The 23,006-nt window shown below is 33.5% G+C and carries 16 protein-coding genes and 1 tRNA gene; 10 read left to right on the forward strand and 7 right to left on the reverse strand.

The window, feature by feature from the left end:
- Positions 1-5: 5 nt before the first annotated feature.
- Positions 6-2,849 carry a DNA polymerase I gene (gene polA / locus M3P09_RS10040; protein WP_249973038.1) on the reverse strand — a complete coding sequence of 948 codons (2,844 nt, stop codon included), beginning with the start codon at positions 2,847-2,849 and terminating at the stop codon, positions 6-8.
- Between the two features lie 98 nt (positions 2,850-2,947).
- Here polA and M3P09_RS10045 point away from each other — a divergent pair, with 98 nt between their 5' ends.
- Positions 2,948-3,880, forward strand: coding sequence for an isoaspartyl peptidase/L-asparaginase family protein (locus tag M3P09_RS10045; RefSeq protein ID WP_099563299.1), 933 nt, complete (start codon positions 2,948-2,950; stop codon positions 3,878-3,880).
- On the opposite strand, the gene M3P09_RS10050 is transcribed toward M3P09_RS10045, so the two are convergent.
- A complete protein-coding gene (locus M3P09_RS10050; protein ID WP_099563300.1) occupies positions 3,877-4,740 on the reverse strand; it encodes a cyanophycinase in 864 nt (287 codons plus the stop codon). The genes M3P09_RS10045 and M3P09_RS10050 overlap by 4 nt on opposite strands.
- 107 nt (positions 4,741-4,847) lie before the next feature.
- Between M3P09_RS10050 and cphA the strand changes: the two genes are divergently transcribed.
- Positions 4,848-7,490: a cyanophycin synthetase gene (gene cphA / locus M3P09_RS10055; RefSeq protein ID WP_249973039.1), complete on the forward strand. Its 2,643-nt coding sequence runs from the start codon at positions 4,848-4,850 to the stop codon at positions 7,488-7,490.
- 45 nt (positions 7,491-7,535) lie between these two features.
- On the opposite strand, the gene M3P09_RS10060 is transcribed toward cphA, so the two are convergent.
- Together M3P09_RS10060 and M3P09_RS10065 are read right to left on the reverse strand one after the other, a co-directional pair.
- Positions 7,536-8,234 carry a carbohydrate-binding family 9-like protein gene (locus M3P09_RS10060; RefSeq protein ID WP_099563302.1) on the reverse strand — a complete coding sequence of 233 codons (699 nt, stop codon included), beginning with the start codon at positions 8,232-8,234 and terminating at the stop codon, positions 7,536-7,538.
- A gap of 22 nt (positions 8,235-8,256) precedes the next feature.
- A complete protein-coding gene (locus M3P09_RS10065) occupies positions 8,257-9,255 on the reverse strand; it encodes an isoaspartyl peptidase/L-asparaginase family protein (protein ID WP_249973040.1) in 999 nt (332 codons plus the stop codon).
- Positions 9,256-9,415: 160 nt separating this feature from the next.
- Between M3P09_RS10065 and M3P09_RS10070 the strand changes: the two genes are divergently transcribed.
- The 3 genes from M3P09_RS10070 (at position 9,416) to M3P09_RS10080 (ending at position 11,886) form a co-directional block, all read left to right on the forward strand.
- On the forward strand, positions 9,416-10,141 hold the full coding sequence (locus M3P09_RS10070) for a copper homeostasis protein CutC (RefSeq protein WP_249973041.1): 726 nt from the start codon (positions 9,416-9,418) through the stop codon (positions 10,139-10,141).
- A 71-nt stretch (positions 10,142-10,212) separates the two neighbouring features.
- Entirely contained in the window at positions 10,213-11,448 is a 1,236-nt protein-coding gene (locus M3P09_RS10075; RefSeq protein ID WP_249973042.1) for a metallophosphoesterase, read from the forward strand.
- A 141-nt stretch (positions 11,449-11,589) separates the two neighbouring features.
- A complete protein-coding gene (locus M3P09_RS10080; protein WP_034042853.1) occupies positions 11,590-11,886 on the forward strand; it encodes a thioredoxin family protein in 297 nt (98 codons plus the stop codon).
- Here M3P09_RS10080 and M3P09_RS10085 read toward each other — a convergent pair.
- Together M3P09_RS10085 and M3P09_RS10090 are read right to left on the reverse strand one after the other, a co-directional pair.
- Positions 11,883-12,515: a polysaccharide deacetylase family protein gene (locus M3P09_RS10085; protein WP_347709809.1), complete on the reverse strand. Its 633-nt coding sequence runs from the start codon at positions 12,513-12,515 to the stop codon at positions 11,883-11,885. The genes M3P09_RS10080 and M3P09_RS10085 overlap by 4 nt on opposite strands.
- A 41-nt stretch (positions 12,516-12,556) precedes the next feature.
- Complete coding sequence (locus tag M3P09_RS10090) at positions 12,557-15,868, reverse strand: protein O-mannosyl-transferase family (protein ID WP_249973044.1); 3,312 nt, start codon at positions 15,866-15,868, stop codon at positions 12,557-12,559.
- A 226-nt stretch (positions 15,869-16,094) separates the two neighbouring features.
- Here M3P09_RS10090 and M3P09_RS10095 point away from each other — a divergent pair.
- Positions 16,095-16,167, forward strand: a tRNA-Gln gene (locus tag M3P09_RS10095).
- A gap of 148 nt (positions 16,168-16,315) precedes the next feature.
- Here M3P09_RS10095 and M3P09_RS10100 read toward each other — a convergent pair.
- Positions 16,316-17,140, reverse strand: a complete 825-nt coding sequence (locus M3P09_RS10100) for a universal stress protein (protein WP_249973045.1) — start codon at positions 17,138-17,140, stop codon at positions 16,316-16,318.
- Between the two features lie 137 nt (positions 17,141-17,277).
- On the opposite strand from M3P09_RS10100, the gene rimP reads away from it, so the two are divergent.
- The 4 genes from rimP to M3P09_RS10120 all read left to right on the forward strand — a co-directional run bounded on the left by rimP (position 17,278) and on the right by M3P09_RS10120 (position 22,975).
- The gene (rimP, locus tag M3P09_RS10105; RefSeq protein ID WP_099563309.1) at positions 17,278-17,739 is read left to right on the forward strand and encodes a ribosome assembly cofactor RimP; all 462 of its coding nucleotides are present in this window, start codon (positions 17,278-17,280) and stop codon (positions 17,737-17,739) included.
- Between the two features lie 9 nt (positions 17,740-17,748).
- A complete protein-coding gene (gene nusA / locus M3P09_RS10110) occupies positions 17,749-18,981 on the forward strand; it encodes a transcription termination factor NusA (protein WP_099563310.1) in 1,233 nt (410 codons plus the stop codon).
- A gap of 64 nt (positions 18,982-19,045) precedes the next feature.
- Positions 19,046-21,835 carry a translation initiation factor IF-2 gene (infB, locus tag M3P09_RS10115; RefSeq protein ID WP_249973046.1) on the forward strand — a complete coding sequence of 930 codons (2,790 nt, stop codon included), beginning with the start codon at positions 19,046-19,048 and terminating at the stop codon, positions 21,833-21,835.
- Between the two features lie 126 nt (positions 21,836-21,961).
- The gene (locus M3P09_RS10120) at positions 21,962-22,975 is read left to right on the forward strand and encodes a LacI family DNA-binding transcriptional regulator (protein WP_249973047.1); all 1,014 of its coding nucleotides are present in this window, start codon (positions 21,962-21,964) and stop codon (positions 22,973-22,975) included.
- Positions 22,976-23,006 lie beyond the last annotated feature (31 nt).

A 23,006-nucleotide genomic window follows, 5' to 3' on the forward strand; every position in this document is an offset into this window, starting at 1 on the left:
AAAAATTAATGCGCCTCCAACCAATTATCTCCAATATCTAAATCAACATCTAATGGAACGTCTAATTTATAAGCATTTTCCATTTCGCTTTTTACTAGGGTTTTGATAGTGTCTAATTCTGGTTTATAAACATCAAAAACCAACTCATCATGCACTTGTAAAAGCATTTTAGTTTTGTAGTTACCTGCTATAAGTTTTTCATGAATATTAATCATAGCTATTTTAATGATATCAGCAGCACTACCTTGAATTGGTGCGTTTACTGCATTGCGTTCTGCAGCGCCACGAACTACAGCATTTCTAGAATTAATATCTTTTAAATAGCGACGACGACCTAAAACGGTTTGTACATAACCATTATCGCGAGCAAAATCAACTTGCTCACTTATAAAATTTCGTAGTTTAGGATACGTTGCATAATAAGTATCAATCAATTCTTTAGATTCACTTCGAGATAAATCAGTTTGATTACTTAATCCAAAAGCAGATACACCATAAATAATACCGAAGTTCACAGTTTTAGCGTTACTACGTTGCTCACGAGTTACTTGGTTTAACGGCACATCAAAAACTTTTGAAGCTGTTGATGCGTGAATATCTTCACCATTTTTAAAGGCTTCAATCATGGTTTCTTCTTTACTTAAAGCAGCAATAATACGTAATTCTATTTGAGAATAATCAGCAGCCAATAGGGTGTAATTTTCATTTCTTGGAATAAATGCTTTACGTACTTGTCTTCCTCGTTCAGTGCGAATTGGAATGTTCTGTAAATTAGGATTATTACTACTTAGTCGACCTGTAGCAGCAACGGTTTGCATATAATCTGTATGCACTCTTCCTGTTGTTTCTTCAACTTGAGTTGGTAAAGCGTCTACATACGTGCTCTTAAGCTTTGATAAACCTCTAAAATCTAATATATTTCGAATAATCTTATGATCTTTTGCTAAGTAACTCAGTACATCTTCAGAGGTTGAGTATTGCCCAGTTTTAGTCTTTTTTGGTTTATCAACTAGCTTCATTTTTTCAAAAAGGATAATTCCTAATTGTTTTGGTGATGCTATATTGAATTCCTCTCCTGCAGTATCATAAATACTTTTTTCAAGATTAGCAATATCAGTATTGAGTTGTTCAGATAGTGAATTCAAAAATGCTTTATCTAAATTAATGCCTTCCAACTCCATTGTTGATAAAACACGCAACAGTGGAATTTCAATTTCATCAAAAAGCTTTTGAGTATTAGCTTCTCCTAATTCTTTTTCAAAATGTTCTTTTAACTGAAGCGTTATATCTGCATCTTCAACGGCATATTCGGTTTGTTTTTCAAGATCAACTTCTCGCATTGAAAGTTGGTTTTTTCCTTTTTTTCCAATGAGTTCGGTTATTGAAATAGGAGTGTAGTTTAAATAGGTTTCGGCTAATACATCCATGTTATGACGCATATCTGGATTGATTAGATAATGCGCCAGCATAGTATCAAATAACTTGCCTTTTACAGTTACGTTGTATTTTGCTAAAACTTTGATATCGTATTTTAAATTCTGGCCAATTTTTTGAATGGATTCACTTTCAAAAAATGGGCGTAGCTGCTCTATAAGTTCTTGGGCTTCATTTTTATCTTCTGGAAAAGGCATGTAAAATCCTTTACCAATTTCCCAAGAAAAAGCAATACCAACTAATTCTGCTGTTATTGGGTTTAGGCCTGTAGTCTCAGTATCAAAACACACTGATGTTTGATTCATTAAATTTTTAATGAAGAGTTTAGTAGCAATTCCAGGAGCAACGCTTTGATAAAAATGAGATGAGGTTTTAGCTGTTTGTCTTGTGTATTCTGAAGTTGTTTCAGTTGTAACAGAATCATCTACGCCAAATAAAGAAAATTGACCAGCTCCAGCAGATTTTTGTTCTTTAGGGGTGACTTTTTGTGCTTCTTGTTTTTGCGGTGCAGAAGTTGGAGTTGTTTCAGTTTCGGTGGAAAATGTTTTTAAGAAATTATCAGTTAAACGCCTAAATTCTAAATCTTGAAAAATATTTTTTACTGCTTCAATATCAGGGTGGTCGAGTTCAAAATCTTTTGCGTCAAAAGTTACAGGAACATCTAGCATAATGGTAGCTAGTTTTTTTGAAAGAATACCAAGCTCTCCATTAGCTTCAATTTTTTCCTTCATTTTACCTTTAAGTTCATGAGTATTTGCAAGTAAGTTTTCCATACTGCCATATTGAGCTAAAAACTTTTTTGCTGTTTTTTCGCCAACACCTGGTAATCCAGGAATATTGTCGCTAGAATCTCCCATCATCCCTAAAAAGTCAATAACTTGCAGTGGATCTTCAACCTCAAATTTCTTTTGTACTTCAGGAATACCCCAAGTTTCGTAACCGCCTCCAAAAACTGGGCGATACATAAAAATGTTTTCGGAAACTAATTGAGCAAAATCTTTATCGGGTGTTACCATAAACGTTTTATAACCTTCTTTTTCGGCTTGCTTAGAAAGCGTTCCTATAACATCATCAGCCTCAAAACCTGCTTTTACCATAATAGGAATATGCATAGCCTTTAAAATATCTTGAATAATAGGAACGGCAATTTTTATAGCTTCGGGTGTTTCATCTCTATTGGCTTTATATTCAGCATACATTTCAACACGATCAGTACTTCCGCCTTTATCGAAACAAACTGCTAGATGGTCTGGACGTTCACGTTTAATAACATCTAAAAGAGAATTCATAAACCCCATGATAGCAGAGGTGTCGACCCCTTTAGAGTTTATTCTTGGGTTTTTAATAAAAGCGTAATAGCCTCTGAAAATTAAGGCAAAGGCATCAACTAAGAAAAGACGTTTTTGATCAGACATTGAATTTATTTTTGAAGATTATAAAACTACAAAAACTTATGCGTTAAATAAGCATTATGTGAAATGCAATTTGTAATTTTCGCCTTTAATTTTTTAGAATGAATACATTTTCAATAGCCATTCATGGTGGCGCAGGCACTTTAGTAAAAGGGATGATGACTCCTGAGTTAGAAACTCAATATAAGGAAGATTTAAAATTAGCTTTAGATAAAGGGTATACTATTTTAGCAAATGGAGGAACAGCTGTTGAGGCTGTTGAAGTAGCTGTTGTTGCGCTTGAAGATTCGCCATTATTTAATGCTGGAAAAGGGAGTGTGTTTACGGCCACCGAAAGCCATGAAATGGATGCTAGTATTATGGATGGAAAAACGTTGAATGCTGGAGCAGTAAGTTTGATTACTGGAATTAAAAACCCTGTAAGTTTAGCACGAGATGTTATGGAAAAGAGCGAGCATGTTTTTTTAGCAGGAGAAGGCGCAATGCAGTTTGCAAAACAGTTAGACTATAAAGTTGAAGATGCTTCTTATTTTTATGATAAGTTTAGACATAATCAATGGTTAGAAATAAAAGATTCTGACAGTTTTCAGCTAGATCATTCAATAAAAAAGGATTCTAAATTTGGAACAGTAGGTGCAGTAGCTTGTGATAAAAATGGTAATATCGCTGCGGCAACATCTACAGGAGGAATGACTAATAAAAAATGGGGACGTGTAGGGGATAGCCCTATGATTGGTGCTGGAAATTATGCTAACAATAAAACCTGTGCTATAAGCTGTACCGGAAGTGGAGAGTTTTTTATTAGAGGTGTTGTGGCTTACGATGTGGCTTGCTTAATGGAACACAAAGGCTTGTCTTTAAAAGAAGCTTCAAACGAAGTGATTAACAAAAGAATTCTAGAAATAAATGGTGATGGTGGTTTAATTGCTGTGGACACACAAGGGAATATTGCAATGCCTTTTAATACTGAAGGCATGTATCGTGCTTCAAAATCATCAAATGGAAAAGAAGAAGTTTCTATTTATAAAGATTAAATAAAAGGAGCTTCAATTGGCAATACCGAAACCTTTCTGTTTTTAATATCAAATTTATCACCATTTGAAAGTACGTGAACAGTAAGGTTAGCCATAGTCATGGGTGTGCCTTCTTTTAAAACTTTTTCGTTATTATGAGTTAGTTTGCTTCCATCAAATACTATAGTCATTCCAGACCCAATTACGGTACAATCATTTCCGTTTTTAATAATCATTCCAGTATCTTCTGCAAGACCAATCCCAATTAAATTAGGATATTTTGCAACGGCTTCACTTTGTCTTCCAAAACGACCTCTTCTAATAAAGTGTGTGTCAACTATCAATTCTGGAATTAAGCTTAAACCATTGTACATAGTAACTGCGCCTTTTATAAAAGCTTCGGTTGCGCTTCCTCCTGCTATCATTTGATTTGCCATAGCCATGGCACCAGCACTAGTTCCTGCAATTACAAAATCAGTGTCGTTTTGATAACGGTCTAACATTATTTTATGAATAGTTGTATCCCCTATTTTATCTGTAATTTTAGATTGATCACCACCAGAAAACATAATACAATTTGCATTTTTTACTAACTCAATAGCGTTCTCAGTTTCAGAATCTTCTTTAGATCTAATATCTAAAACTTCTATGTTTTTGCAACCTAATTTTTTAAAGGCACTTAAATAGTTTTCGCCAACTTCAACAGGAATACTTGATGCTGTTGGAATAACCACAATATTTGCATTAACACCACCAGATTCTTTAACAACATGATATAAAATACCTTCATCAATAAACTCTAAAGTGTACATTTCATTCTCATCTAACCCTTTATCTTCATTTCCTCCAATAGGAATTAATGTTCCTTTTATCAACTTCATAAAATTTAAGCTCTTTTTTATTGTATCGACAAAAATAAACTAATTTTTTAAGGGAAAAATGTATATATTTATAATCTTTCATTAAAAATTAACTAAACTCAATCCATATGAAGATACGTGAAATAAATGCCATGAGAGGACCAAATTATTGGTCGGTTAGAAGACATAAGTTAATAGTAATGGTTCTTGATCTTGAAGAGATGGAAGAGTTGCCATCAAATAAAATTGATGGTTTTCCAGAACGATTAAAAACAATGTTTCCTTCTATGTATTCTCATCGCTGTTCTGAAGGTTGTGAAGGCGGTTTTTTTATGCGTGTAGATGAAGGTACTTGGATGGGACATATTATTGAGCACATTGCATTAGAAATTCAAACTCTAGCAGGTATGGATACTGGATTTGGAAGAACACGAGGTTATGGAGAAGAAGGTGTTTATAGTGTAGTTTTCTCTTATATGGAAGAATCTGTTGGTCGTTTTGCTGCTAAATCTGCTGTCCGAATTTGCGAAGCCTTAATTGCTGGAGAAGATTACGATTTAACTGAAGATATTCAAGAAATGCGCGAACTTCGTGAAGCAGATCGTCTTGGTCCTAGTACAGGTTCAATTGTTGAAGAAGCTGAAGCTAGGGGTATTCCGTGGATTCGATTAAATAAATATTCACTTTGTCAATTAGGATATGGTGCAAATCAAAAACGAATACAAGCAACAGTTACAAGTGAAACTAGTAGCATAGGTGTAGAATTGGCTTGTGATAAAGAAGATACTAAATACCTATTAGAACAGGCTGAGGTTGAGGTGCCTCGTGGCGATATTATTCGTCGTGAGCGTAGTCTAGAAGAAGCATGTCGTTATGTAGGCTATCCGTTAGTTATAAAACCAATTGATGGAAATCATGGTCGAGGTATAACTGTTGACATTCAAAACTATGAGGATGCGCTTCAAGCATTTCATCATGCAAAAGAGAGCTCAAAGAGTGGGGCTATTATAGTTGAAAAATTTATTGTTGGAGACGATTACAGATTATTGGTTATTAATAATAAGTTAGTTGCAGGAGCTATACGAACACCTGCACATGTTATTGGTGATGGTACATCTACAATACAAGAACTTATTGATAAAGTAAATAGTGACCCACGTAGAGGTTATGGTCATGAAAATGTGTTAACTCAAATTAGTGTAAACGAATTAACGAAAACTATTATTAAAGATGCTGGTTATACTTTAGATTCAGTAATACCAGAAGGAGAAAGATTTATTTTAAAAGATACCGCAAACTTAAGTACAGGAGGAACGGCAGAAGATATTACAGATATTATTCATCCAGCAAATGTCTCTATGGCTGAGCGAATATCTAAAATTATTGACCTAGATATTTGCGGAATTGATATTATGACAACAGATATTTCTAAACCACTATCTGAAACAGGAGGAGCGGTTCTAGAGGTTAATGCTGGACCAGGGTTTAGAATGCACTTAGCGCCAACAACAGGCTTGCCCCGTAATGTAGCATCACCAGTAATTGATAAGTTATTCCCGCAAAAAGGAGATACAGGTCGTATTCCAATTATTGCAACGTCAGGCACTAATGGAAAAACGACTACAACTCGTTTAATTGCACATATAGCTAAAATGAAAGGTTATCGCGTTGGTTATACAACCAGCGATGGGGTTTATATACAAAATCGATTATTGATGACAGGTGATTGCACGGGTCCTGCAAGTACAGAGTTTGTTCTTAAAGATCCAACAGTGAATTTTGCAGTTTTAGAATGTGCAAGAGGAGGTTTGCTAAGAGCAGGTCTTGGTTTTAAAAAGTGTGATGTTGCTGTAGTAACCAATGTAGCCGCTGATCATTTAGGTTTAAAAGGAATACATACTATAGAACAATTAGCAAAAGTGAAAGCAGTTGTGCCAGAAACAGTCTTACCCGATGGTTATGCTATTTTAAATGCAGATGATGATTTAGTATATGATATGAGACGTAATGTGGATTGTAATGTTGCCTTATTTTCTATGGATGAGAATAATCCACGAATCAAAGCTTTACAGCGTCTTAATGGGATTACTGCAGTATACGAAAACGGTTGGGTTACCATTTGTAGAGGCGAATGGAAAATGCGTATCATGAAAGCTGAAAATATTCCGTTAACCTATGGGGGGAAAGCTAAATTTATGATTCAAAATGTACTTGGAGCCATACTTGCTGCTCATGTTCAAGGTATTAGTATTGAAGATATGAAAGCAGCTTTAGAAACTTTTATTCCTTCGGCGTCACAAACACCAGGACGATTAAATTTATTTGAATTTAAAGACTTTACTATTCTTTTAGACTATGCTCATAATCCAGCGGGAATGCGTGCGCTTAAAAAGTTCACAGACGAATTAGATGCCACAGTAAAAGTGGGAATTATTGCAGGTATTGGAGATAGACGTATTGAAGATAACAACGAAATGGGGGGTATTGCTGCTGAAATGTTTGATGAAATTATTATTCGTCAAGATAAACGCTTACGCGGAAAAACAGAAGAGGAGCTTATTAAAATGTTGAATGATGGTATTAAAACGAAAGATCCAAATAAGAAAACAACCATTATCCCATCTGAAAAAGAAGCCATTACCTATGCTGTAAAAAACGCAGTAAAGGGATCACTTATTATATTATGTAGTGATGTTATACCAGACGCGTTAGACCTAGTTCAACAATTTAAAGATAAAGAAGCCAAAGGCGAATTAGTATTTGCAGATTAGAGCAAAGTAAAGTATTATAAATATTTATCATTTACTGGAGGGTTCTTAATTTTCTAATTTTAGAACCCCGAAAGAATTAGGGACATGAAAGTTAGGTTTGTCAGGGTTGCTAACAACCCAGCTAATCCATTTTATGGCAATTTTGCCATCATCTTTATGGTAATATTCTCCTCTATATAATCCCGCATTTAAAATTCCATCGTCATGATAAATACCTAATTGTTTCAGTGATGCAAAACTTATTGCCCCTTCCACAATATAGCCTTCTTCATTTTGACTAGCTTTCAATATGAAATTATTCTCTGGCCAATCCCAATCAATATCAATCTTTTTATTAAATATTCCTTCAGAATCAAGGCATCTGCCTAAAGCATCCATTTCTAGTGAATAGTATGGCTTTTTTTCATCTGCTGATTTAAAGAATATTTCTACTCTATCAGATTTAACGGTATCCATCTCTCCGAGGTTTCCTTGCGGTGTGATGATTTGACTATCCTCTACATGATACAGAAAATACAAATGAGTTTTTGACGATAAAGCACGGAATGTTGTAGAAGGCAAGCCTTCTGGTTCCCATGGGTGTAAAAATTCTGTTAGAATATTGGCATTTTCCCAAGCTTTGTCAGACCCATGTCCTGTTATACTAATAGAATCATCTGTTTTCTTAACTAAATAAGTTTTGGTTTGCGAAATACAAGATGAACAGAGATAATAGAGAAAAATTAAAAGCGATACATATTTCACTGATTATTAATATTTGTAATGGTTAATGGTTTTTCTTTTTGTAAAAAGAATCAACCTGTTCATTTGTATGTCCAGCACTAGTAGCTTTGCGATAAGTAAATCCAGGGTGTACACAATAACCCCCTGTTTCGCCTTTTTTATTTAGTGCCAAAAAGCCAATCTGAAAATCTTCTCGTCCTTTATTTTTTGCCATAATACGTTTTACACCTTCTTCGCAGGCTTCTTGTGGAGACTTTCCTTGACGCATTAATTCAACAATTAAAAAACTACCAACCGTACGTATTACTTCTTCACCAACACCTGTTGCTGTAGCTCCACCAACCTCATTATCAACATATAATCCTGCACCAATTATAGGGGAATCGCCAACACGTCCACCAACTTTGTAAGCCATGCCACTTGTGGTACAAGCACCAGCTATGTCTCCTTTTTTGTCCATAGTTAACATGCCAATAGTATCATGGTTTTCAATATTTATAATGGTTTCATATTTAGATGTTTTTTTCCACTCCAGCCATCTGTTTTTAGCTTCTTCGGTTAACAGATTAGTTTTTTTAAAGCCTTGTTCATAAGCAAACTGCTCTGCCCCTTTGCCAGCTAAGATAATATGTGGGGTCTCTTCCATCACTTTTCGTGCAACAGCAACCGGATGTGCAATGTTTTGCAGATATACTACGGCACCACAATTTCCATCTTTATCCATAATACAAGCATCTAACGTAACATTTCCGTCTCGATCTGGTGTTGCTCCTATACCAACAGTAGTGTTTTTTATATCAGCTTCCTCTGCCATGGCACCTTTCTCAACAGCGTCAAGAGCATTGCCTCCATTTGCCAATACTTCCCATGCTTTAGAATTTGCATTTTCAAAATTCCATGTACAAACAGATATAGGTTTAATTGTTTTTGCGTTTTCTTGTTTTGTAACTGTTTTTTTGTCTTCGCATGATGCTAATAATGAAGCAGAAATTATACCTGCGGTACTTAAGGATGTATTTTTAATAAAGTTTCTTCTTTTCATTTAAATATTATTTTTTATTTCTATGAAACCTTTAGATTCATGAATTCATTACTACAAAAACTTTAAACAATGATTAATGCGAAAGTCTTATTTATACATTGTTTAGAATATCTGTTAACTTAGATTTTTTTGATTAATTTTGGCTTCTAATATACTAAAAATGCTACTAGAAATTTGCGCAAATTCGTATCGCTCTGCTAAATGTGCAGAAAAAGCTGGTGCACACCGAATTGAGTTATGTTCAGAATTAGCCATCGGAGGAATAACTCCTAGTTTTGGATTGATAAAAAAAGTGATAGATACCCTTAAAATTCCGGTATTTGTTTTAATACGTCCAAGAAGTGGAAATTTTACTTTCTCTGATGATGAATTTGATATTATGAAAAATGATATAGAACAATGTAAAATTTTAGGATGCCATGGCATTGTTTCTGGGGTTTTAAATAAAAATAATACGATTGATGTTGAAAGAACAAAAGTATTGATTGATCTAGCAAAACCTTTACCTTTTACATTTCATCGTGCTTTCGATTGGATTGAAAACCCGTATGAAGCGATTAAGCAACTTCTAGATTTAGGAGCAGAAAGGGTGTTAACTTCGGGTCAAGAAACAACTGCTGAAAAAGGTATAGAATTACTTGAAGAATTAAAAGAAAACACCAATAACAAGATTATAATACTTCCTGGGGGCGGTATAAACGCTGAAAATGCTAGCATGTTTAAGGGAGCAGGTTTTAATGAAATTCATTGTTCAGCTTCAACAAAAAATTTGGTTATTGAAACCCCTAAAATACCAATGAATAGCGCTTCTTTTTTTGATGAACGTATTGAGGCGTTTTCAGACTCCGAAAAAATTTCAAAAATAATAAAGGCTTTAAATCGATAGAAATTTAACATCACGTTAAAATTTCCTCATTTTTTTACGACTATATTTGTTTAGACTTTTAAACACTACATATGTCGCGTTGGATTATTACACTTATTATAGCATCACTTATATTCTTTTTTGTTGAGTTTTATGCATTTCAAGCTTTAAAAACTGTTACAAAAAATAAGTACATCAAATGGATTTGGATAATAGTTGCCGTTGTCATCTATGTTAATTTATTTTATACTGTCTTCACTACACCAAGAAGCGCAGGGCAAACTAAAGGTTTTCAGTTTGCTATTGGTTTTATGCTTACTTTTTTAATTCCTAAGCTTGTTTTAGTTGCTATAATGTTTGGAGAAGATGTGGTGCGCGTTATTCAAAAAATAGTTTCAAACTTTTCAAGTGGAGAAACAAAACCATTAGCAAGTAGACGACAGTTTCTTTCAAAATTAGCTTTAGGCTTAGCAGCAATTCCTTTTGCATCTTTTTTATATGGTATTATTCAAGGGCGTTATAATTATAAAGTTTTAAAATATCAATTATCTTTTAAGGATTTACCAGAAGCTTTTGATGGGTTGACTATTACACAAGTGTCTGATATACACTCAGGAAGTTTTACTAATAAAGAGAAAGTACAGTATGGTGTTGATATGATAAATAAGCAAAAATCTGATGTAATTTTATTTACAGGAGATATTGTAAATAATAAAGCTGAAGAAATGGACGATTGGATAGATGTATTTAAAAACCTTGAAGCACCATTGGGGAAATTCTCAGTTTTAGGAAATCATGATTATGGAGATTATATACAATGGAATTCGAAAGAAGATAAAAAAAATAATTTTCAAGCGGTTAAAGATATTCATCCTAAAATAGGGTTTGATTTATTGTTAGACGAACATCGCTACTTAGAAAAAAATGGAGAGAAAATAGCTATAGTTGGTGTTGAAAACTGGGGAAAAGGCTTCAACCAGTCAGGAGATTTGAAGAAAGCTACAGCTGGAATGGAAAAAGAAGATTTTAAAATTTTAATGACACATGATCCTTCTCATTGGGAATATAAAGTTAAAAAGGATGATTTTAATTATCATTTAACGCTTAGTGGGCATACTCATGGTTTACAGATGGGGATTGAAATTCCTGGGTTTTTTAAATGGAGTCCATCGCAATACGTATATAAACAATGGGCAGGGTTGTATAATGAATTTGGTAGATTTATAAATGTAAACAGAGGATTTGGTTATCATGCCTTTCCTGGGCGTGTAGGTATTTGGCCAGAAATAACCGTTATAGAGCTTAAAAAGGATGTAAAACACGCATAAACACTAACAAATGTTGTGATTATTACATTTTTTTATATATTTATAATTAAGTAGATATAGCCTAGTTTAAGTTGTTGATTTTCAAACTGAATAAAAAATTGTAGGTTTGTAATACTTTAGACTGATTTAAAACATTAAGATATGTCAAAATTTGGTGAACTTATCGATGTGGATATTCCTGTTTTGTTAGACTTTTTTACAGAGTGGAACGAGCAATCTACAGCAATGCATCCAGTACTTCGAGATGTTGCTGCGGCATTAGGCGATAAAGCAAAGGTGATTAAAATTGATGTTGAAAAAAATGAAGAGCTTGCTGAAGCTTTACGTGTAAAAGGTCTACCTACATTAATTATTTATAAAGATGGCGAAATGAAATGGCGCCAAAGTGGGGAACAAGACGCAAATACCCTTATTGGTATTATTCAGCAATACGTTTAAAATTCTAGACTTTTAAAACTATATCCCTTTTTACTAAAGTGCTCTAAAACTTTGGGTAAAGCATATTGCATATTTTTTGAAGCTTTAATGCTATCATGAAATACAATGATGCTTCCGTTAGTAGCATTAGAAATTACATTGTTTAAACAGGTTTCAGGTAAAACTGTAGAATCCCAATCAAAAGATAAAACATCCCACATTATTATTTTATAACCTAAACCAATAAGTTTTTTACCTTGTTTTGGTTTTATTTGCCCATAAGGGGGCCTAAACAATGGAGAGCTTAAAGTTTTAAGTTCTGTGGACTGGTGTTTTGAGCTTATGATATTTTGAGCCTCTTTAATATTATATAAATAATCTTTAGTTTTTGTTTTCCAACCTTTTATATGGTTGTGTGTGTGGTTTCCAATAGTATGACCATCATTTATAATATCCTGAAAAATGCTTGGGTGTTTTTCAATATTACTACCAATACAAAAAAAACTAGCTTTGGCATTATACTGTTTTAAAATATCAAGGGTCCAGTTTGTGATTTCTGGAATTGGGCCATCATCAAAAGTTAGATAAATGGTTTTATGGTTAGAGGGGATGTTCCAAATGTAATTTGGAAACATCCTTTTTACTAACATAGGTATTTTAATGGGTGTTAAGGTCATTGCCTTAATCCGAATTAATTAGCACTGTCTATCTGCAAGCTATTACTATCAGCAGGAACATCTAAATCAGTACGTTGTTGCTCTTCTTCAAGTTCGTCTTCTCCATAAAAATGCCTAAATAGCTTCAAGTAATTATTAAATATATCACCTTCAGTTTCAGCAAAATTTATATCATACTCCACTAAAACATCTACAAGACTTTTATAGCGTTGTATATCAGTGTAAATATCCTCGAACAATCGTTCTTGATTTTCAACTTTTAAACCACTGTAATAAGTTAAATTTTCTTGATACTTATTAGCGACGTCTTTAAATAATTGCTGTGCTTTTTCTTTATTTCCTACCTCATAGTATCCGCTAATGTATGGTTCTAAAAGCGTATAGAAACCAAAGTATTCAACAGGCATGTTAGCCATAGCAATATCTGCTATTTCTTCAGCTTTTTCTAGCTTGTCTTCATTGATGAGTTGCTCCATTAAACGTGCTAAATTCCCTCGATAAGTAATGGAGTTTTTACGTGTTTCAACATCATGGTAAATATCTGAACTACCACTATTTCCCCAGTTCCAAGTCTTAACTTTTTCATACATCAAATCACTGTCTACACGACCCATATCAAAAGGGTTTGCTCTATCAACAGGTGTTTTAATTGGTACTAATTTATAACACATACCATCTAGCTGTAAGTAATCTTTCATCCAAATATAATCGTCTTCAGCAAAAGCACCACCAGTAAAATAAATTGGACGTTTCCAATCATTATTAGCGACAATGTCTAGCATTAAAAGGCGATTTTTATAAATAGCTCCATCTTTAATACTAATATCAATATATGGTACAATTTTATCGGCATCTTTTGGTTTTACAATACCATGTTTTAGAGCGTTTGCTTTGCTAACAGGGATTCTTAAATTTTCTGTTGGTAAATAATTAGCATTTAGATCTTGATTTCTTACTTGCGAAATATCTACTTCTTGTTGTTGAAGTATATACTTGTATTTTGATCTAGGGTTATCGCTAGCTATAAAGTTTAATGCTTCTTTAATATCTAAAGTGTCTCTTATTACTAATTCTTTTATGACATAATCATTAGTGCCATATTTGTAATCATCGTGCGTTAATTGCGAAGGCACAGGGTCGCTTTCGTAAGCTTTACGCTTCATTTGATCAATGTACCAATCGGTTTGAAATAAACTGGTATTAACAACACGCACGTCAGTTCTATAGCCTTCAATTTCTTGAGCGTACCAAAGCGCAAAAGTGTCGTTATCTCCAATTGTAAATAATATGGCGTTTTCATCGCAGGAATCTAGGTATTTTTTAGCCATAGATCTTGCAGTGTATTTACCAGATCTATCATGGTCGTCCCAATTGTTTGCAGCTAAAATTCCTGGAACTAAAATTAAACAAGCTAAAGTTATAACAGGTACTGCAAATTTTGAATGCAAGTGCTTTTTAAATGCATCATAAATAGCATAAACTCCAAAACCAATCCAAATAGCAAACACATAAAATGAACCGACTACAGAGTAATCACGCTCACGTGGTTCAAATGGGCGAACATTAGTATAAAATTGAATGGCTAATCCCGTAAACAAGAAAAACACCAACATCACCCAAAATGTTTTTTTATCTTTATTAAACAAGAAAAACATACCAATGAGCCCTAAAATTAAAGGTAAAAAATAGTAAGTATTTCGAGCTTTATTGTTTTTAACATCACTTGGTAAATTCTCTTGAGAGTACCCTAAATGCAATTTGTCAATTGGTTTTATACCACTTATCCAATTTCCATGGTTATCATAGCGTCCTTGGATATCATCTTGTCTACCAGTAAAATTCCACATAAAATAACGCCAGTACATGTATCCTAATTGATATTCTAGCATGTAAAGAATATTTGAACCTAACGAAGGTTTCTCGATCTCTATATAACTTTTAAATCGTTTTAAAAAATTGTTGTAATCTTCATAATCAACACCCCCTTGCGCAACATCGTTTTTAAAATCTGATATGGCTTTACGAAGTTCGTTTTGCATTTGATAATCTGGCTTTAGTTTAAAATCTAAAAAACCAGAAAACATCATATAATTTTCAGCATGCTCAGCACTCCACATTCGAGGAAGAATAGCTGCGTGAGTAGAATTGTAGTTTTGTTTGGCGTTTTTATAATCGTTTACAATAACGTACTCGCCTTTTTCTTTATCTTTTTCGTATTTAGGTTTGTCATCTACATACGGGTTGTTTTTGTCAAGATAAGCAAATTGATCTGTAAACAATGGTCCATAAAACAAATGTGTTTCAGGGTATTGTTCTAAATTGTAATAGGCTAATAACTCCCTAGCACTTGATGGGTTATTTTCGTTAATTACTACATTGGCATTTGCACGAATTGGCAACATTAACCAAGTTGAAAACCCAATAATAATGAAGGTTAAACAAAGAATACCTGTATTTAAATGTGTGTATTCTTTTTTTCTAGTATACTTTAAAGCATAAAAAATAAGAGCAACTAATAATAAACCAGCAATAATAGAACCTGAGTTAAAAGGAAGCCCAATACTATTCACAAAAAAGATTTCGAAAACACTAAAAATCTTAAGAATGTTAGGCGCTAATAATTTAAAAACAAACAATAAAATACCAACGGAAACAACATTTGCTATAATGAAGTTTTTCACTGTAACTGTTTTGTAGTTTTTAAAATAGTAAATAAGCCCAATAGCAGGAATGGTTAATAAACCCATAAAGTGAACACCAAATGATAGGCCTATAACAAAGGCAATTAAAATAAGCCATCGATTTCCTCGTGGTTTATCCATGTCTTGTTCCCAACGTAAACCTAACCAAAACAATACCGACATAATTAGAGTTGCCATGGCGTAAACTTCAGTTTCAACCGCATTAAACCAAAACGAATCGGTAAAAGTAAAAGCTAAGCTACCTACTAAGCCACTGCCTAAAATAGCCATGTTTTGTTGAGCGTTTAGTTCTTTACCGTTAGCCACTATCTTTTTTAATAGCAAAGTAATCGTCCAAAACATAAACAAAATAGTAAATGCACTGGCAACAGCGCTCATCATATTCATCATCCAGCCAACCTGAGAAGGTTCAAAAGCAAACGTAGAAAAGAAAGCTCCCATCATTTGAAATAAAGGTGCTCCCGGTGGATGACCAACCTGCAATTTTGCTGAGGTTAAAATGTATTCGCCAGCATCCCAGAAACTTACCGTTGGTTCAACTGTTAAACTATATGTAATAAGAGCAATTAAAAAAGAGAACCATCCTAAAATAGTATTCCATTTTTTAAAGTTTAAATGTGCCATAAAGTATATGTTTGTTTGCTTGGGCGAATTTAATAATAAATATGAAATGAGGCATAACTATTTAGTTAGTCTTAACATAAAAGAAAAATAGCCAGCCAAATAAACTCTAATTGTTTAGAAAAAACGTTAAATATTCAAAATTATTTTTAAAAAAATGCTTGCGCAAATAAAACTTTATACTAAATTTGCACCTGCTTTAGCGAAATGTAATCGCTAAATTACACATTGGCCCATGGTGTAACTGGCAACACGTTGGTTTTTGGTACCAAAGAGTCTAGGTTCGAGCCCTAGTGGGCCAACAAAATCCTAATCATTTATTTTGATTAGGATTTTTTGTTTTCAAAGCATATTATTTTTGAGGGTTAAAAAAATCTATATTTTTTTCTAGCACCTAAAACAGGATGTGGCTACAATTTCTAACGTAAACCAGTAAGTGTCATTAAATTCTTAGACCTTAAAAGTAATCACGGGTCGTTTGGCATGATTTACTAAATCTTCGCTAATACTACCATTAAAAAAATGCGAAATACCTTGTCTGCCATGAGTACTCATGCCAATTAAATCGGCATTTATTGATTTAGAAAAATTCATAATACCTTTTTCTATGCTTAAATCGTTATAAATATTAGTAACGTAGTTAGAGAACTTAAATTCCTCAACAAACTTATTCATTCTTTTATTTGCCTTAGCAGATGTAATAAATTTATTGGGCGTGTTTACCATAAGCAAATGTATTTTAGCATCTAATACTTTAGCAAAATCAATAGCCTTTTTATAAGACGATTTGCTTTCATCTTTAAAATCAGACGCAAAAACGAAATCGTTAACATTAAATTTGTCGTGGCTATTTTTAATAACAAGTACGGGAGTTTCAGAGGTTCTTACTACTTTTTCGGTGTTGCTTCCAATAAGCATCTCTCTTAAGCCACTTACGCCGTTTGATCCCATAACAACTAAATCAATACTATATTTTTTACAGGTTTGGAAAATGCCTTTAAAAATTTCATGCAAATCTACATGCTCATGAATGACTAAGCCTTTTAAGTATTCTTTTGCCTTTAATTCTTCAAATTGTTTGTGAGCTAATTTCATAAAATAAACAGCCTCAGGTAAGTTGTTGTAGGAGCTTAGAGCATCAACTTTATGCATAGGAATTTCAATAATATGAAGCAAATGAATTTCGCAATTATGTTTTTTTGCTAATTGCGCAGCAACTTTTAAAGCATTTTCGGCTTGTTCAGAAAAATCGGTAGGTACAAGTATTTTTTTCATGATTCTTATTATTTGAGATGCACATAAATTTATAAATTATTACTTTATAAATCAATTAAAATATTATATATTTGCAGCGTTGAAAGGCAAAATTAAGATAATGAGGGGACGGAAAGTCCCCTCTTTTTATACTAAAAATGTTTAAAAATACCGTTACAGATTTACTAGAAACTGCATTAGCTGAAAAACCAAGTTTATTTCTTATTGATTTTTCAATTGATAGTAGTAATCACATAAAAGTGATTATAGATGGTGATAATGGTGTTTTAGTTGAAGATTGCATGTTTATTAGTAGGGCTATTGAACATAATTTAGATAGAGAAGAGCAAGATTTTTCTTTAGAAGTAATGTCTGCAGGTGCAACCTCACCATTAACTCATAATAGACAGTATAAAAAGAATTTAAATAGAGTGCTAGAAGTAAGAACCCATCTAGAAAAAATAGAAGGAATTCTTGCTGAAGCAACAGATGATACCATTACATTAAAATGGAAAGTTAGAGAACCGAAACCAATAGGTAAAGGAAAAATAACTGTAAAGAAAGAAGCAAATATTGCTTATAAAGATATTGTAGAAGCAAAAGTTATGATTAAATTTTAATTCAGATTTATGGAAAATGTAGCGTTAATTGAATCTTTTTCAGAATTCAAAGACGATAAGTTAATTGACAGAGTAACGTTGATGGCTATTTTAGAAGATGTATTTAGAAGCGCCTTAAAAAAGAAATATGGTGATGATGATAATTTTGATATTATTGTTAACCCAGATAAAGGCGATTTAGAGATTTGGAGAAATAGAATAGTAGTTGCAGACGGTGATGTTGAAGAACCAAACCAAGAAATATCTTTAACTGAAGCTCGTAAAATAGAGCCAGATTTTGAAGTTGGTGAAGACGTATCTGAAGAAGTTAAGCTTATAGATTTAGGAAGACGAGCTATTTTAGCATTGCGTCAAAACCTAATTTCTAAAATTCATGAGCATGATAATACTATTATCTACAAGCAATTTAAAGATTTAGTAGGAGAAATTTATACAGCTGAAGTGCACCATATTCGTCACAGAGCTGTGATTTTGTTAGATGATGAAGGTAACGAAATTGTATTACCAAAAGACAGACAAATTCCTTCTGATTTTTTTAGAAAAGGTGATAATGTAAGAGGAGTAATTGATTCTGTTGAGCTTAAAGGAGCTAAGCCAACCATTATTATGTCTAGAAGTTCACCTATATTTTTAGAAAAGTTATTTGAGCAAGAAATACCAGAGGTTTTTGATGGCTTAATTACTATTAAAAATGTAGTTAGAATTCCAGGCGAAAAAGCAAAGGTAGCTGTTGATTCTTATGATGATAGAATTGACCCAGTTGGTGCCTGTGTTGGTATGAAAGGGTCTCGTATTCACGGTATAGTTCGTGAGTTGGGTAACGAAAATATAGATGTAATTAACTATACAAATAATTTACAATTATATATAACTAGAGCCTTAAGCCCAGCAAGAGTAACATCAATAAAACTTGATGAAGAGACTAAACGTGCCGAGGTTATTTTAAAACCAGAGGAAGTAAGTAAAGCTATTGGTAGAGGAGGTCACAATATTCGTTTAGCCGGACAATTAACAGGTTATGAGATAGATGTGTTTAGAGAAGGCGCTGAAGAAGATGTAGAATTAAGAGAATTCTCTGATGAAATTGAAGGATGGATTATTGACGAATTTAGCAAAGCAGGATTAGATACTGCTAAGAGTATTTTAGAACAAGATGTAACGGATTTAGTTAAAAGAACTGACTTAGAGGAAGAAACAATTAATGATGTTATTAGAATTCTAAGAGAAGAATTCGAGGAATAAATACCAATTTAATTTGTATGATTAAATAGGTATAATATATATTTGAGTATTTTAAAGGCAATTTATGGCTGAAACAATTAGATTAAATAAAGTATTACGCGAACTTAATATCTCTCTAGATCGCGCTGTGGAATTTTTAGAATCCAAAGGCGTAGAAATTGAGAAGCGCCCTACTACAAAAATTTCTGAAGAAACTTATAGAATTCTTTCAGACGAATTTGAAACAGACGCTAATAAAAAAGTTGCATCTAAAGAAGTTAGTGAAGCGAAACAAAAGGAAAAAGATTTGTTACGCGAACAACGTGAGCGTGAACTTGAAGAAAAACAAAAGGTAGCAGCCCAAAAAGAAGAAGTTGTTAAAGCAGCTAAAACGCTTTCTGGACCAAAAACAGTAGGTAAAATTGATTTAGAACCTAAAAAGAAAGAAGAAGTAGCAGCTAAAAAAGAAGAAGTTGTTGCTCCAGAAGCGCCTCAAGAAGCAGTTAAAAAAGAAAAAGAGGTAGCGGTAAAAGCGGTAGATGTTAAAGAAGAAGCTAAAGCGAAAGAACCTGTAAAAGCTGAAAAGGAAGAAGCTAAAACAGAAGAAAAGATAGAAGTCAAAAAAGAAGAAGTTGTTTCTAAAAAAGAAAAACTAAATGAAGATGGAGAGCTTGTTCCAGATGAAAAGGTAGCTACACAATACAAAAAACTTACTGGACCAAAAATAGCTGGAAATAAAATTGATTTAACTCAATTTAATAAACCTAAGAAAAAGAAAGAAGAAAAGAAACCAGAAGCTAAAACTGGAGAAGGTGCTGCAAATAAGAAAAAGCGTCGCCGTATAAGTAAAGCTGGTGCACCAGGTTCTGGAAATGGAAATGGAAACGCTTCAAGAAGAGGTGGAAATGACAGGTTTAAAGGAAAACCTGGAGCTGGTAAAGGAAGACGAAACATTGTAAAAGAGGAGCCTAGTGAAGAAGATGTGAAAAAACAAGTGCGGGAAACACTTGAAAAGCTTCAAGGCAAATCTAGCAAAGGTAAAGGGGCTAAATATAGAAGAGACAAAAGAGATCAACACAGAGAGCAATCTGAAATTGACCAGCAAATTGAAGCTGCTGAAAGCAAAATACTTAAAGTAACAGAGTTTGTTACTGCTAGTGAAGTAGCAACCATGATGGATGTGCAGGTGACTCAAATTATTTCTGCTTGTATGTCTTTAGGTATGATGGTTACCATGAATCAACGATTGGATGCTGAAACTTTATCTATTGTAGCTGAAGAATTTGGGTACAAAGTTGAATTTATAACAGCAGATATAGAGGAGTCTATTGAAGAAGTTGAAGATAAACCAGAAGATTTAAAACCACGTGCGCCAATTGTTACAGTGATGGGTCATGTCGATCACGGTAAAACATCGCTTCTGGATTACATTCGTCAAGAAAATGTAATTGCAGGAGAATCTGGTGGTATAACACAGCACATTGGTGCTTATGGGGTACAATTAGAAAACGGTCAAAAAATAGCATTTTTAGATACGCCAGGTCACGAAGCTTTTACAGCGATGCGTGCTCGTGGTGCTCAAGTTACAGATATTGCAATTATTTTAGCAGCAGCTGATGATGATATTATGCCGCAAACAAAAGAAGCTATTTCGCATGCCCAAGCAGCAGGAGTTCCTATTGTTTTTGCAATTAATAAAATAGATAAGCCTGACGCAAATCCTGAAAAAATTAAAGATGGATTAGCTCAAATGAACTTGCTTGTTGAAGACTGGGGTGGAAAAATTCAATCTCACGATATTTCAGCAAAGGTAGGTACTGGAGTTAAAGAATTATTAGAAAAAGTATTGCTTGAAGCAGAATTGTTAGAGCTTACAGCTAATCCAAATAAATCTGCAGTTGGTACAGTTGTAGAAGCGTTTCTAGATAAAGGACGTGGTTATGTGTCAACTATATTAGTGCAAGCTGGGACTTTAAAAGTTGGAGATTATGTCTTGGCAGGACAACATAGTGGTAAAGTAAAGGCCATGCATGATGAGCGAGGGAATGATGTTATAGAAGCAGGACCATCAACACCAGTATCTATATTAGGTTTAGATGGAGCCCCACAAGCAGGTGATAAATTTAATGTATTTGAAGATGAACGTGAAGCTAAACAAATAGCGACTAAACGAGCTCAATTACAACGTGAACAATCAGTTAGAACACAACGCCATATAACTCTAGATGAGATTGGTCGTCGTATTGCACTTGGTGATTTCCAAGAGTTGAATATTATTCTTAAAGGTGATGTAGATGGATCTGTTGAAGCACTTACAGACTCATTCCAAAAATTATCAACAGAAGAAATTCATGTAAATATAATTCATAAAGGTGTTGGAGCTATAACAGAAAGTGATGTGTTATTAGCTACAGCATCAGATGCTATTATTATAGGATTTAATGTACGTCCAGTTGGGAATGCAAGAATGATTGCTGATAAAGAAGAAATTGATATTAGAACATATTCTATTATTTATGATGCCATAAACGATCTTAAAGATGCTATGGAGGGCATGTTATCTCCAGAGCTTAAAGAAGAGATTACTGGTACTGCAGAGATTAGAGAAATGTTTAAAGTATCTAAGATTGGTACCATTGCAGGTTGTATGGTAACAAATGGTAAAATACTTAGAAGCTCTAGTATAAGATTAATTAGAGATGGTGTAGTTGTATATACAGGAGAGTTGGCCTCTTTAAAGCGATTTAAAGATGATGTTAAAGAAGTATCAAAAGGTTACGATTGTGGTATGCAAATTAAGAACTACAATGATATTAAAGAAGGCGATATTATAGAAGCTTTCCACGAAGTAGAAGTTAAAAAGAAGTTGAAATAAAGCTTTAAAAACTTCGAACAAAATTTTAAAAGCCTCACAAATTAATTTGTGGGGCTTTTTTATTTCTATTAAAATATCATTTTTTTTGTAAAGCTCACGTGAGCTTTATATATTTACATCATTATTATGATTGAAAGCAAAAATACTGTCACGATTAAAGATGTTGCGAGAGAACTCGGTATTCATCATGTAACAGTGTCTAGAGCTTTAAGAAACACAGGTTCTGTTAAGAAAGAAACAAGAGATCAGATAAAGAAGAAAGCTAATGAGTTAGGGTACAAACCAAACCGTTTAGCGCAAAATTTTAGAAATAAGCGAAGTAATGTGTTGGCTGTTGTGGTTCCAGATTTACGGCCTTATTTTTTCTCAAAATTTGTTTCAGATTTTATGGAAATAGCGCAAGAAGCAGGCTACTCTGTAATGATATTTCAATCAAGTGAGAAGGCTAGTGTAGAAAAAGAAATTATTGATTCATTGATAGGATATCGGGTAGCAGGTGTTATAGCATCCGTTACTAAAGATACTGTTCAAGAGAGCCATTTTGATGTGCTGAAAAGCGAAGGTATCCCGTATGTGTTTTTTGATCGTGCTCCTGAAAAAACTGAGGCATCACAGGTTTTAGTTAACAATTTTCAAGGTGCTTATGACGCAGTTAATGCGATGATAAAATCAGGAAAAAAGGAGATTGCTTATATTTCTACGCATTATCAACATAAAATATTTCGTGATCGCTTGGAAGGGTATAAAGAAGCATTGAAGGATAATGGTTTGACATATCGAGAAGAACTGGTTGTAAAAGGTGGGTTTTTTATGAAAGATGGATTTGTTCAAGCCGAAAGGTTAATGGCGTTGGAAAAAAAACCAGATGGAATATTAGCGGTTAGAGATGAAATAGGAATAGGTGTTATTAAATATTTAAAAAAAACAGACGTTAGCGTACCAGAAGATGTTGCTGTTATTGGATTTGATAATGACCCAATGGGTGTTGCATGCGAACCAGAATTAACAACCGTAGAGCAATCTATTCCGTTAATGGTAGAGAGTTCGTTTGACTTGCTATTAGGGCAAATAAAAAATGCAAAATTAAATTTTGAAAAAAAAGTAATTGAACCAAAAATTATTTTTAGAGGGTCAATTTAGTTTTTAAACAAAAAAGCACACGTGAGCATTT

Origin of the sequence: Jejuia spongiicola, assembly GCF_023502325.1 — a bacterium.
Taxonomy (GTDB): Bacteria; Bacteroidota; Bacteroidia; order Flavobacteriales; family Flavobacteriaceae; genus Wocania_A; species Wocania_A spongiicola.

What these genes read in the sequence shown, in the direction of transcription:
- polA (WP_249973038.1), bottom strand. Translation starts at nt 2,849, where the DNA reads ATGTCTGATCAAAAACGTCTTTTCTTAGTTGATGCCTTTGCCTTAATT.
- M3P09_RS10045 (WP_099563299.1), top strand. Translation starts at nt 2,948, where the DNA reads ATGAATACATTTTCAATAGCCATTCATGGTGGCGCAGGCACTTTAGTA.
- M3P09_RS10050 (WP_099563300.1), bottom strand. Translation starts at nt 4,740, where the DNA reads ATGAAGTTGATAAAAGGAACATTAATTCCTATTGGAGGAAATGAAGAT.
- cphA (WP_249973039.1), top strand. Translation starts at nt 4,848, where the DNA reads ATGAAGATACGTGAAATAAATGCCATGAGAGGACCAAATTATTGGTCG.
- M3P09_RS10065 (WP_249973040.1), bottom strand. Translation starts at nt 9,255, where the DNA reads ATGAAAAGAAGAAACTTTATTAAAAATACATCCTTAAGTACCGCAGGT.
- M3P09_RS10070 (WP_249973041.1), top strand. Translation starts at nt 9,416, where the DNA reads ATGCTACTAGAAATTTGCGCAAATTCGTATCGCTCTGCTAAATGTGCA.
- M3P09_RS10075 (WP_249973042.1), top strand. Translation starts at nt 10,213, where the DNA reads ATGTCGCGTTGGATTATTACACTTATTATAGCATCACTTATATTCTTT.
- M3P09_RS10080 (WP_034042853.1), top strand. Translation starts at nt 11,590, where the DNA reads ATGTCAAAATTTGGTGAACTTATCGATGTGGATATTCCTGTTTTGTTA.
- M3P09_RS10085 (WP_347709809.1), bottom strand. Translation starts at nt 12,515, where the DNA reads ATGTTAGTAAAAAGGATGTTTCCAAATTACATTTGGAACATCCCCTCT.
- M3P09_RS10090 (WP_249973044.1), bottom strand. Translation starts at nt 15,868, where the DNA reads ATGGCACATTTAAACTTTAAAAAATGGAATACTATTTTAGGATGGTTC.
- M3P09_RS10100 (WP_249973045.1), bottom strand. Translation starts at nt 17,140, where the DNA reads ATGAAAAAAATACTTGTACCTACCGATTTTTCTGAACAAGCCGAAAAT.
- rimP (WP_099563309.1), top strand. Translation starts at nt 17,278, where the DNA reads ATGTTTAAAAATACCGTTACAGATTTACTAGAAACTGCATTAGCTGAA.
- nusA (WP_099563310.1), top strand. Translation starts at nt 17,749, where the DNA reads ATGGAAAATGTAGCGTTAATTGAATCTTTTTCAGAATTCAAAGACGAT.
- infB (WP_249973046.1), top strand. Translation starts at nt 19,046, where the DNA reads ATGGCTGAAACAATTAGATTAAATAAAGTATTACGCGAACTTAATATC.
- M3P09_RS10120 (WP_249973047.1), top strand. Translation starts at nt 21,962, where the DNA reads ATGATTGAAAGCAAAAATACTGTCACGATTAAAGATGTTGCGAGAGAA.